General features: G+C 62.7%; 7 protein-coding genes. 6 read left to right on the top strand and 1 reads right to left on the bottom strand.

The genetic code is table 11. The features are described from left to right. Positions 1-30 precede the first annotated feature (30 nt). Entirely contained in the window at positions 31-2,196 is a 2,166-nt protein-coding gene (locus K7G81_RS02770) for an alpha-glucuronidase family glycosyl hydrolase (RefSeq protein ID WP_223029196.1), read from the bottom strand. 503 nt (positions 2,197-2,699) lie between these two features. Between K7G81_RS02770 and K7G81_RS02765 the strand changes: the two genes are divergently transcribed. The 6 genes from K7G81_RS02765 to K7G81_RS02740 all read left to right on the top strand — a co-directional run bounded on the left by K7G81_RS02765 (position 2,700) and on the right by K7G81_RS02740 (position 12,606). Further along, positions 2,700-3,716: a glycoside hydrolase family 43 protein gene (locus tag K7G81_RS02765; protein WP_255586494.1), complete on the top strand. Its 1,017-nt coding sequence runs from the start codon at positions 2,700-2,702 to the stop codon at positions 3,714-3,716. An 18-nt stretch (positions 3,717-3,734) separates the two neighbouring features. Next, complete coding sequence (gene xylB / locus K7G81_RS02760; RefSeq protein ID WP_223029195.1) at positions 3,735-5,186, top strand: xylulokinase; 1,452 nt, start codon at positions 3,735-3,737, stop codon at positions 5,184-5,186. Positions 5,187-5,188: 2 nt separating this feature from the next. Continuing rightward, positions 5,189-6,508: a xylose isomerase gene (gene xylA / locus K7G81_RS02755; RefSeq protein WP_223029194.1), complete on the top strand. Its 1,320-nt coding sequence runs from the start codon at positions 5,189-5,191 to the stop codon at positions 6,506-6,508. Positions 6,509-6,818: 310 nt separating this feature from the next. Next, entirely contained in the window at positions 6,819-9,305 is a 2,487-nt protein-coding gene (locus K7G81_RS02750; RefSeq protein ID WP_223029193.1) for a glycoside hydrolase family 9 protein, read from the top strand. A gap of 93 nt (positions 9,306-9,398) precedes the next feature. Continuing rightward, complete coding sequence (locus K7G81_RS02745) at positions 9,399-11,495, top strand: alpha-L-arabinofuranosidase family protein (RefSeq protein WP_255586493.1); 2,097 nt, start codon at positions 9,399-9,401, stop codon at positions 11,493-11,495. Positions 11,496-11,532: 37 nt separating this feature from the next. Next, on the top strand, positions 11,533-12,606 hold the full coding sequence (locus K7G81_RS02740) for an alpha/beta hydrolase (RefSeq protein ID WP_223029192.1): 1,074 nt from the start codon (positions 11,533-11,535) through the stop codon (positions 12,604-12,606). Positions 12,607-12,851 lie beyond the last annotated feature (245 nt).

The following is a 12,851-nucleotide window of genomic DNA, read 5'->3' as shown; positions in this document are numbered from 1 at the left end:
GACGACACGAAAAATCGGCGCGCGTCGAGATCACTTTGCTTGCCCCGGCGCATTGGGAAAGCTGAGCGCCTCATAATAACCGAGGTCGTGCGCCGGCGCAGGATAGCCGGCGGGCAGCGGCAGCCCGGAAACATGCAACCAATAGGCCATGCTGGCGTCGCGCCACCATACCGCTTCACGATGCTCGATCGAGAGAAAGGCAGCGGTCTTGGCGAAGCGTTGCGCATCGATCAGAGGCGCCAGCGTCGCCCACTCGCGCTGCATCGCCGCGACCTCCTCGACGCCATGCTGATAATGATCGGCGAGCGAATGCCACAAGGTTTCCCCCGAATGCAGGCGGTAATCCCAAGGCACGTGATGAAACCACAGCAGATCGGCATCGGGGACGGTGGCAAGGTCGTCGAAGCGATGCGCAACCGGCGGCGCATATTGCGACACGGCGTCGCTGCCGCTCGCGGTCCGATCGAATCCGATCCCGGTACGGTCCGCGCGATTGTAATAGGTGGGGTTCCATTCGGGCCGGGCGAGATCGCTGACCCACGGCGCCGGGCCATAATGGTTGCCGGTGCCCATCTGATGCGCGAGCCCAAGCGGCGTCATGTAATCGACGACCGCCTCGCGCGAGCGCATCATCATGTCGACAACCGGCGTCGTGATCCGCCGATCTGGTCCGAAGGTGAGTTCCGACCATTCGCGCGCCACCGCTCCGGCATCGGCATCGGGATTCCAGGCCATCCGGCCGAAGACGAACCAATTGGCTTGATTGAAGGTTGATCCCGCCCAATCGCGATCACGCCCGGTGTTGGCGACGCCGGCGATCCCGCTGAGCCGATTGCCGAACAAGCTGCCGTCGATCACCCTGGCGACTGTAGACCCTTTCCCGCGGGCATAGGTATCGGCCCGCAGCGCTTCCTCAAACAGCGGGCCGAGATAAGCGAGGCTGGTCGCTTGGCCGAGATATTCCTTGGTGATCTGCAACTCCAGCATCATCGGCGTGCGGTGCATCGCCCCGAACAGCGGCGAAAACGGCTCGCGCGGCTGGAAATCTATCGGTCCGTTCTTGACCTGGAGAATGACGTTGGCGGCAAAAGCGCCGTCGAGGGGCTTGAATTCGTCAAAGGCCTGCTTGGCCCGGTCCTTGTCGGCAGCGCCATAGACGAATGCGCGCCACATCACGACGCCACCGTGCGGTGCAAGCGCGGCGGCGAGCATGTTGGCGCCATCGGCATGGCTGCGATGGTAATCCTGCGGCCCGGGTTGGCCTTCCGAATTGGCCTTCACCAGGAACCCACCGAAATCGGGGATCGCCCGATAGATCGTATCAGCCTTTCTTTTCCACCACGCGGCAACGGCCGGATCGAGCGGATCGGCGGTCTTCAGATCACCGAGCACCATCGGTGAGGCGAAATTCACCGACAGGTAGACCTTGATGCCATAGGGCCGGAACACGTCCGCAAGCGCCGCAACCTTGGCGAGATAGCGCGGCCTAAGGATATCCGGAGACGCGTTGACATTGTTGAGCACGGCGCCGTTGATGCCGATCGAGGCATCGGCACGCGCATAATCCGTGTAAAGCGGATCCTTATAATCCGGTAGCGTCCACCAGTCCCATAGCGAACGGCCGGCATATCCGCGCTCCACGCTGCCGTCGAGATTGTCCCAGTGATCGAGTATGCGCAGGTCGATCCGCGGCGCGGAGACGATATCGAGGTCGGCAAGTGGCTGCTGCCGCTCGATCCGCTCGAGCAAGGCGAACACGCCATAGAGAACGCCGATATCCGTATTGGCGGCAACGATTGTCTCGTCCTTGCCGTTCATCCGTATGCTGCGAATCAGATACCCGTCGTGACCAAGGCGGCCGAGCGGAAGATGCAAAGCGGCGAGCGCGGGCAAACTCGCCGGCGTGCCGATAACGAGGCCGTGGTCATGCAACGCCGTGTCGTGCGGCAAAGGCGCGCCAAGCATGCCGGCGAAACCGCGATCGAGTTCGGCGCGTGCGGCAGCGAGCGTCGGCGACGTATCTGCGGCAGCGGTAATTGCCGTCACCCGCGACGCGAGGGCGGCGCGCGCAGCGGTATCGAGCGGTGCATAGCGCAGCCACAATTTGTGCCCGTCCTCGGCATTCACGGAAGGGCCGACAGTCAGGACTGCCGAGGCCACGGCAATTGCGACAAAGCGGAACAGGGTGGCGATCACGACTCTTCCGCCCCTCCTTCGACGGCGCTGTCGACCTTGGCACGGTTGGCAAGCGCTGCAAAGATAGCGCTATCCGATAAGATATCGTTTCGCGCCTGATGATTGGTAGGTGATCGTGTCTTGCAGGCGCCCCCATTTTCCCTGTCGGGCATCGCCAGATGTTCTGCGCGCGCCTCGCGGCGGCAGAAAGGCGATGCAATACCGTCGCTTTTGCAAAATGGTGCGATCGTCGGTCGAGAGTATAGCGGTGGAGCAGCGATGCTGGCCGGTTGATCCAAACAGATTGCTGCAACCACGCATCAATGCTTGCGAAGAGCGCCCGGCCTTTTTATGGTATCGCTACCTAAATGCGACATCGCAAAACTGACAGCCTCCACAAAGGGCGGCGATTCGGGAGAGAGAGAATGAGAAGCCTTCGCCAGAGAATGCTGTCAATCGCATTGGTTCCGGGCTTCGCTGCTTTGGCGGCTTGCAATTCTCCCCACGATACCGCGCCCAACAAAATGGCTGAAACGACGCAGCCGAAAGCACCTGACGGTCGCCATTATCTTTCGCAACCGCTGGTGAGCTCGCTCTATTTCGCAGACCCGTCGGCGCACGTCTTCAACGGCAAAATCTATATCTATCCATCGCATGACGTGAAGACCGACATTCCCGATGACGACCTGGGCAGCGAATATGCGATGCACGACTATCGCGTGCTCGAAATGGATCGCATCGGCGGCAAGGTGACCGTCGGGCCGGTCGCGCTCGACGTCAAGCAAGTGCCTTGGGCTGCGAAACAGATGTGGGCGCCTGACGCCGCAGAGAAAAACGGCACTTATTATCTCTATTTTCCGGCGCGCGACCCCGCGGGCGTGTTCCGCATCGGCGTTGCCACGTCGACGAATCCGATGGGGCCGTTCAAGGCCGAGCCTGACCCGATTCCGGGGGCTTATAGTATCGACCCCGCCGTTTTCACCGACGACGATGGCGCGAGTTACATGTATTTCGGCGGGATCTGGGGCGGGCAGCTTCAGCGGTGGGTGTCGGGCAAGTTCGACCCCAATGGGTCGAACACGGACCTGCACCAGGACGACAAGCCGGCGTTGAGCGCGAAAGTCGCCAAACTTGGCCCCGACATGAAAACGCTTGCCGAAAAGCCGCGCGACGTCGTCATTCTCGGCGCCGATGGCAAACCGGTGACCGGGGGCGAACACGACAAGCGCTTTTTCGAAGCCTCGTGGATGTTCAAGCGTCAGGGCAAATATTACTTCACCTATTCGACCGGCGACACGCATTTCCTGGCCTATGCGATCGGCGACAATCCGTACGGGCCGTTTCATTATCAGGGTCACTTCCTGCTACCGGTGCAGGGCTGGACGACACATCATTCGATTGTCGAATGGAACGGCAAATGGTGGCTGTTCTACGCGGATACGCAACTATCGAACAAGAATAGCCTGCGTGACGTCAAGGTAACGGAACTGCATTTCAATCCCGACGGCACGATTCAGCCAGTCGATCCCTTCACCGACTGACCGCGACAGGATATTCCCATGTTTCTCGGCATCGATATTGGCACCTCCGGGGTGAAGGCCGTGGTGCTCGACGAGTCGGGCGCGGTCCTCGGTCAGGGTGTCGCTGCGCTGACGGTCTCGCGCCCGCAGCCGCTTTGGTCCGAGCAGGATCCCCAGGCGTGGTGGCAAGCGACCGATGCCGCGGTGCGCGCGATCGATCCGGCGATCAGGCGGCTGGTGCGCGGAATAGGACTTGCCGGGCAGATGCACGGCGCGACGCTGCTGGGCGCCGACGACCGGCCGCTGAGGCCGGCTATCCTCTGGAACGACGGCCGTTCGTTCGCCGAATGCGAGGCGCTGGAGGTCGCGGTGCCGGACCTGCGCACGATCGCGGGGAATATCGCGATGCCGGGCTTCACCGCACCCAAGCTGTTGTGGGTCAAGCGGCATGAACCCGAGGTCTTCGATCGGGTCATGACGGTTCTGCTGCCCAAGGATTTCGTGCGGCTTCAAATGACGGGCGACAAGGCGAGTGACCTGTCCGATTCGGCGGGAACGCTTTGGCTCGATGTCGCGGCGCGGCGGTGGAGCGACACATTGCTGGCGGCTTGCGACCTCACGACGGCGCAGATGCCGGCGCTCAGCGAAGGTACCGAGTTGACCGGCGTGTTGCGCGACGCCGTTGCCGAAGCATGGGGCATGTCCGCCGTCCCGGTGGTCGCCGGCGGTGGCGATAACGCCGCTGGTGCGGTGGGCGTCGGCGTCGTGAATGACGGTGACGCCCTGCTGTCGCTCGGCACCTCCGGCGTCATCTTTGTTGCGACGAAGGATTTTCGCCCCAATCCGGCGCGCGCGGTCCACGCCTTCTGCCACTGCGTTCCCCGCATGTGGCACCAGATGTCGGTCCATTTGAGCGCGGCATCATGCGTCGACTGGGCGGCGCGCCTGATCGGCGCTGCCGGGCCCGCCGAATTGTTCGCGCGCGCCGAAGCTGCCGGGCCGGCGAGCGGGCCCGAACTCTTCCTCCCCTATCTTTCGGGCGAACGGACGCCGCATAATGATCCGTTGGTGCGTGGCGCGTTCCTCGGCCTCGACAACGAGACCACACCCGAACGGCTGGCAGAGGCCGTGCTGGAAGGCGTGGCCTTCGCGTTGGCTGATGGGCTGAGAGTGCTGCGAGAAGCCGGAACGGTGATCGAGCGCCTCGCGGTAATCGGCGGCGGGGCACGTTCGAGCTATTGGGGGCGAATTCTCGCGGCCGCGATGCAAACGCCGCTTGCCTATCTACGTGGCGGCGAGGTCGGTCCGGCGCTCGGCGCCGCGCGCCTTGCCCAGGTCGCGATCGAGGGCGGCGATCCGGCCGACATCTGCATCGCGCCACCGATCGAGCGCATTGCCGAGCCGGAGCCCGATCTCATTTCCCGTTTCGCGGACAAGCAGGCGGCTTTCGTAGCCGCCTATCCGCGTATCACTCCCCAGCAGAAAGGCTGACCATGTCCGCATCCGATTATTTCGCCGATCTTCCGACGGTCACCTATCAGGGCGCCGACGCGACCGACGAGCTCGCTTACCGCTTCTACGACAAGAACCGGCTGGTGATGGGAAAGCGGATGGAGGATCATCTGCGCTTCGCGGTGTGCTTCTGGCATACGTTCTGCTGGCCAGGCAGCGACGTGTTCGGCGCCGGCACCTTCGAGCGGCCGTGGCTCGCCGGCGCCAATGACAGCGCCGCGGCTGCCGCAAAGCGAGAGGCTGCTTTCGCGTTCTTCGATCGTCTCGACGTGCCGTTCTATTGCTTCCACGACATCGACGTGATGGCGGCTGCGGAGACGGTGGGCGAGCACCGTCGGCTGTTCGCCGAAGCGGTCGATCATCTCGAGCGGCTGCAGGCCGACCACAAGCGCAAACTGCTCTGGGGAACCGCCAACCTGTTCGGCCATCCCCGGTTCGCTGCCGGCGCGGCGACCAATCCCGATCCCGAAGTATTCGCCTTCGCAGCAATGCAGGTCCGCGACGCGATCGAGGCGACGCACCGGCTGGGCGGCGCCAATTACGTACTCTGGGGCGGGCGCGAAGGCTATGAGACGTTGCTCAATACCGATCTCGGGCGCGAGCTCGACCAGTTGGGTCGTTTCCTCTCCATGGTCGTCGAGCACAAGCACAAGATCGGCTTTTCGGGCACTATCCTGATCGAGCCGAAACCGGCCGAGCCGACCAAGCACCAATATGATTTCGATACCGCAACGGTGTACGGCTTTCTGAAGCGTTACGGCCTGGAAAACGAGGTCAAAGTCAATATCGAAGCCAACCACGCGACACTCGCCGGGCATACGTTCGAGCATGAAATCGCAACCGCGCGCGCGCTCGGCATCTTCGGCTCGATCGACGCCAATCGCGGCGATTATCAGAACGGCTGGGATACCGATCAATTCCCCAATTCGGTGCCCGACATGACGCTGGCGATGATCGAAATCCTCCGCGCCGGCGGCTTCACCACCGGCGGCTTCAATTTCGACGCCAAGGTACGCCGGCAGAGCATCGATGCGATCGACCTGCTTCATGGTCACGTCGGCGCGATCGACGTTATCGCGCGCGCGCTGCTGGCCGCAGAAGCGATCATCTCGGACGGCCGGCTCGATACCGCACGCGCCGAGCGCTATGCCGGCTGGGACGGCGACATCGGCCGCGCCATAACCGGCGATAGCGCCACCCTCGCCTCGGTCGCCGAGCTTGCGATCGAGCGTGATCTGAAGCCGCATCAGCGCTCCGGACGCCAGGAGTGGTTCGAAAATATCGTCAATCGCTTCGTCTGACGACCCTTCCGCTCGTCGCCCGCAAGCATCGGCCGGAGTTCTGATTCAGGAGCCTCACTGTCCCCGTCTCCAAGGATGACCAGAGCATTCGAGCGCGCCGGTCCGGGACCAATGTCGGGGCTTGAGCGATGCTTCCGGCGGCTGAGCGGGCTGACCACGACCCGGCGGCCCCGCGCCGCCGGGTCGATCATCCGGGGCGGTGGCGCGGCTACCTTCGTCACTCGGATCGATAAGCCAAACCGCAAACTCCTGCCCCATTTACAATCCTCTCCCGAAACGTATTATGGTATCGATACCAAGGGAGAGGAAAATGAATAATAAGCTGTGGTTCCGGCTGCTCGCGTCGGCTTGCATGGTTGCGATAACTCCCACAGCAGGAGCGCAATCGCTGAAGCTGACCGGAGATCAGACGTTCGAAGCGCCCGGCCTCAGCGTCATCACTGGCCAGAATACCTTCAGCCCCATTTTCTTCGATGAAAAGAACGGCGGCATCCAGATCATCATGCAGGGTGACCGCATCGCCGCCGACGGCGAGGTGCGGCTCGATCCTACCCCCGAGCAATGGGCGCCCGTGCCGGCCTTCGTTAGCCGAACGCTCGGCAGCGCGCCCAACCAGGTGGTGATGCGATCGACCTATGCGAAGGTCGGCCTGAGCTACGCCATCAAAGTGACGGCGGAAGGAGATGGCTTCCGTATCGCCGTCGATCTCGACAAGCCGCTGCCGGAAAGCCTCGCGGGCAAGGCGGGGTTCAACCTGGATTTTCTGCCAACCGCCTATTTTGGCAAGACTTATCTGATGGACGCCGATCCCGGCTTGTTCCCGCGCGATGCCGCCGGCCCGATGGCCAAGGACGACTCAGGCAACCCGCTGCCGCTCGTTTCGGGCGGCAAATCGCTGACGCTGGCCCCCGAGGATCCGTCGCGACGGGTGACGATCACCTCCGACGGATCGCCGTTGGCACTCTATGACGCACGCAACCGCGCGCAAAACGGCTGGTTCGTGGTCCGCTCTCTGATCCCTGCCGGCGCCAAGGACAATGCGATCGTTTGGCACGTACGCCCCAACCTGGTGAAAGATTGGGCGCGCCAGCCCGTCGTCTCGTTCAACCAGGCCGGCTATACGCCTGCACGCCATAAGGTCGCGCTGATCGAGCTCGATCCCAATTTCAAGGCGCCCGGCGAAGCGACGCTGGTCAAGATCACCGCCGACGGCGAACAGCCGGTGTTCACCGCCAAGACGAGCTCGCGCGGAAAGTGGATGCGCTACCATTACGCAGCGTTCGATTTCTCCAGCGTGCACGAACCCGGCATTTACGCAATTTCCTACGCCGGGCACACGACCAACCCATTCCCGATTTCCGCCCACGCCTACGATCACATCTGGCAGACCTCGCTGGACACGTATCTCGCCGAGCAGATGGATCATATGCGGGTGCGGGAGGAATACCGCATATGGCAAGGGCTCTCGCACCTCGATGATGCGCGCCAAGCACCACCCAACATCGTCCATTTCGACGGCTACCACATGGGGCCGAACCTCGATTCCCCGTATAAGGCGGGCGAACACATTCCGGGGTTGAATGTCGGCGGCTGGCAGGATGCCGGCGACTTCGACATCCAGACGCCGAGCAACGCGGCGGTAATCCGCGATCTCGTCTGGGCGCGAGAGCTGTTCGGGCTGGATTGGGACGAGACGGCGATCGACGAGGCGGCCCGCGAGGTTCACATCCGCAAGCCCGACGGAAAACCGGATGCCATCCAGCAAATCCAGCACGGCACACTGCAACTGCTGGCACAATACAAGGCGTTCGGGCACGCGATCGTCGGCATCGTATCACCCACGCTCAAACAATATACCCATCTAGGCGACGCGGCGTCGCAGACCGATGGCCGTCTCTACGATCCCGCGCTCGGGCCGAACGAGCGCGCGGGCGATCGATCGGGCAAACCCGACGACCGTTGGGCCTACACCACCGATCTGCCGGCGAATGACCTGACCGTGGCCGACGCGCTGGCCGCCGCGTCGCGAGCGCTGCAAGGCAGCGATCCGGCGATGGCCGCCCAGGCGCTCACCGCAGCCAAGGCTTTGTGGCAGGCTCAACGTGCCAAGGTAGCCGCAGGCGACAATAGCGGCGACGGCCGGGACGGCCCCGGCATGATCACGATCAGCGATGCAATGGCGACAATCGATCTGCTCATCACAACCAAGGGCGATCCCGTTTACCGCGAGCGGCTGGAGCAGTTACTGCCGGCGATCAAACAGCATTTCGACTGGATCGGCGGCGCTGCGGTGCGCGCCATTCCCTATATGGGCACCGACTATCGGACCGCGCTGGCGCCGGAGGTGAAGGCTTTCAAGCAGAAGGTCGACAGCCAGCTTGCCGCCAATCCATTCGGTGTGCCGATCAGCGAAGGGTCCTGGGCGGGATCGGCGCAGGTGGCGATGTTCGGATCGAACATGTACCTGCTGCACAAGGCGTTTCCCGGTATCATCGGTCCCGAATACACGCTGCGCGCACTTGATTACATGCTCGGCCGCCATCCGGCGAACAACCTGTCGCTGGTCTCCACCGTCGGCACCAAATCGAAGCTGGTCGGCTATGGCCACAATCGCGCCGATTACACCTTCGTGCCCGGCGGGATGGTGCCCGGCGTCATCATCATCAAACCCGATTTCCCCGAGTTGAAGACCGATTGGCCGTTCTTGTGGTTCGAGAACGAATACACCGTCAGCACTACGACGGCCTACATCTTGGCCGCCAACGCCGCGATCGCGGCGGCGAACGAGGAGCATTGAGCAGGCCGGGGCGGCCTCGCCAACGCCGCCCGGCAAACAACGCCGCACAGCGAAGACCGGGATCGACCGGCGAGAATGACCAGGAGAGGATTGATGAAGCACGCTCGATCAGCGTCTTTTGTTGGGATCGGCATCGCGACCATCGCGATGTGTGGCGCTGTCGCACCGGTTGCCGCAGCCGTCCCGGCGATCACGGCCCAGATCGACCTCGACCAACAGAGCGAGGCGATATCGCCCTATGAATATGGCATGTTCATCGAGCCGATTGGCGGTCTCGTTGCGCACAGCCTGTGGGCTGAGATGCTCGACGATCGGAAATTCTATTTTCCGGTAGTCGACGCCAAGCACGACCCCAAACTCCCCGCGAGCGCCGAAGGCCGTCCCGCGATGGCGCTGCGCAAATGGCGACCGATCGGCGATACCGGGGCAGTGACGATGCCGACCGATAATCCCTATGTCGGTCAGCAGGACGTCGAGGTGACGCTCGATGCTGACCAGCTGCGCGGCTTCGGGCAAAGCGGGCTCGGCGTAGCGAAGGGGCGCGCCTATACCGGTCATATCGTCATTCGCGGCACGCCAGGCGCCCGCGTCTCGGCGACGTTGGCTTGGGGGCCGAACCCCGGCCAGCGACAAATCATTCGCCTGCCGGCACTCACCGACGCGTGGCAGACGGTGCAGCTGCATTACATCGCCGGTACCGATAGTGACGATGCCAGCTTCTCCGTCACCGGCACCGGATCGGGCGATTTCCGTACCGGCGTGGTGTCGCTGATGCCGGCCGACAATATCGACGGGTGGCGCGCCGACACGGTTGCGATCCTCAAGACGCTGCATTCGGGATTCTGGCGCCTGCCCGGTGGCAATTTCCTGTCGAATTGGGATTGGCATGGCGCGCTGGGGCCCCGCGACAAACGCGCGCCGATGTATGACCACGCGTGGAGCGCGATGCAGGCAAACGATCTCGGCATGGACGAATGGATGGCGCTGACACGGCTGATCGACGTGCGGCCGTATGTCACCGTCAATGCCGGCCTGGGAGACGCCAATTCGGCGGCTGAAGAGGTTGACTATATCAACGGCCCGGCATCGAGCGAATGGGGCGCGAAGCGGGCCGCGAATGGTCATCCGGCACCCTATGGCGTCAAATTCTGGAACATCGGCAACGAGCCCTATGGCTGGTGGCAAATCGGCAGGACGACGCTCGATTACTTCATGGAGAAGCACAATCGCTTTGCCGCGGCGATGCGCGCGGTCGATCCGTCGATCACGCTGATCGGCTCCGGGGCGATGCCGGATCAACTCCACCCGCGCGACGCCAAGGAGAATCCGTCGCCGGCCAGCATCCAGCACAAATTCGGCACCGACGAAGACTGGACTGGCGGGCTGCTTAAACAGGCCTGGGGCAATTTCGACGGCTTGAGCGAGCATTGGTATGATCGCGCCGAAAAGCGCCCCGATGCGCCGATAGATGAGGCGGTAATGGAATTCATCCGCTCTCCATCGAACGACGTGCGGATGAAGGCCGACGAATGGGCGATCTACCAGCAGCGATTCCCGCAGATGAAGGCAAAGCACACGTTCCTGTCGATCGATGAATACGCCTATATCGGCGCCAAGCCCGACCTGAAGCTGGCGCTGGCTTATTCGATGGTGTTGCAGGAAATGCTGCGCCACACGGATTTCCTGCGCATGGCCGCGTTCACTACCGGCGCGTCGACGATGGACATCACGCCAACAGCATCGGTGCTCAATTCGACCGGCGAAGTATTCAAACTATATGGCGATCATTTCGGCGCCGGCATGATCCCCGTTTACCTGACCGGCAATGTACCCCAGCCGGATCCCAAATATCCGGTCGGATACGATCATCCGCAAGTAAAGGCGGGCAGCCCGACTTATCCGCTCGACGTGATCGCGGCGCTGACGCCTGACCGTCACCATCTCGCGATCGCCGTGGTCAATGCTACGGCCAAGCCGCAATCGATAGCGATCAGTCTGACGGCGGGCACGACGCAGGGGCGCGGCACCGTTTGGCGGCTGACCGGCGCCAGCCTCGATGCTGCCAACAAGGTCGGCGCGCCGCCGGGGGTAACAATTCGTCAGCAAGGCGTTGATCCGCTCGGCAAGACGCTGACGGTGCCGCCAATTTCCACGTCGATCTACCAGTTCCCGCTGCAGGACGCGCGCTAACGCGGCAAGCGAAACGACATCTTAGGGGAGATGGCATATGCACAGACGCACGATAGCATTGGTCACGACAGCACTGGTGGCATTGGGCGCACCGGTGCCGCTGCTCGCGCAGGCGGTGACCAACAGCCCGCCGCCCGTCGCCGGCGCGCCAACCGTGACCGTCGAACATATCAGGGTTCATGCGCCCTCGCTGGTGGGCAATCTCGAAGGCGAATCGCCCGATCGTGATGTGCTGGTGGTGTTGCCGCCGGGCTATTCCAGTCACCCGCACCGGCGGTACCCGGTGGTCTATGCGCTCCACGGCTATTCGATCGGCGCCGAACAATGGATTCATGAAATCCATGTGCCGCAGACGATCGAAAACGCCGACGCCAAAGGCGCTCGCGACATGATCATCGTCTTGCCCGATTCGAAGACGGTCTACGGCGGTTCGATGTATTCTGGCGGGCAGACAGTCGGCGATTTCGAAACCTTCATCTATCGCGATCTCGTTCATTATATCGACGGGCATTATCGTACGATTCCGGACAGGCTGAGCCGCGGACTCGTCGGCCACTCGATGGGTGGTTACGGCGCGACACGGATCGGGATGAAACATGCCGACGTTTTCGGGGCGCTCTACATCATGAGCCCATGCTGTCTGTCGCCACGCCCCACCTATCAGATCGACCCCAAGGCGCTGGCGTCGCTCGAGGCAATCAAATCGCCCGCTGACGCTGCCGATCTGCCGTTCCTGACCAAGGCGATGCTGGCGACGGCGGCGGCCTGGTCGCCCGATCCGAAGAAGCCGCCGCTTTTTCTCGACCTGCCGACCAAAGATGGAACACTGCAGCCCGACGTACTCGCGAGATGGACCGCCAACGCGCCGCTGGCGTTCGTCGATCAATATATCGGCAATCTGAGGCAATATCGGGCGATCGCGATCGATGTCGGCGATCAGGATGGTCTGCGCTTTGATGCGGGAAAGCTTCACGACATTCTTGACAGCTACGGCGTCGCCAACAGCTTCGAAATCTATCCCGGCACGCACGTCAGCAACGTGGCCTTTCGGTTTCAGGATCACGTACTGCCGTTCTTCAGCGATCATCTGCAATTCGCCGCCAGCCAATGAGGAGTCTGACTGTCCGGATCGTTTCTGCCGCTCTGCTGGCTGCGGCATCATCCCCGGCGATGGCGCAAAATCTGCTTCACCCGATGTTTCAGGATCACGCGGTGCTGCAGCGTGGCCGACCGATCCCGGTTTATGGTGATGCGACACAAGGCAGTGTGGTCACGGTGAGCCTTGGCGGTGCGACGGCGCGCGCCACTGCTGGAGCCGACGGACATTGGCAGGCATCCCTCCCCGCCATGCCGGCG

This window comes from Hephaestia mangrovi, assembly GCF_019880555.1.
Taxonomy (GTDB): domain Bacteria; phylum Pseudomonadota; class Alphaproteobacteria; order Sphingomonadales; family Sphingomonadaceae; genus Sphingomonas; species Sphingomonas mangrovi.
Note: the sequence above shows the minus strand (reverse complement) of the source record. Positions and strands in the feature narration are given on the sequence as shown.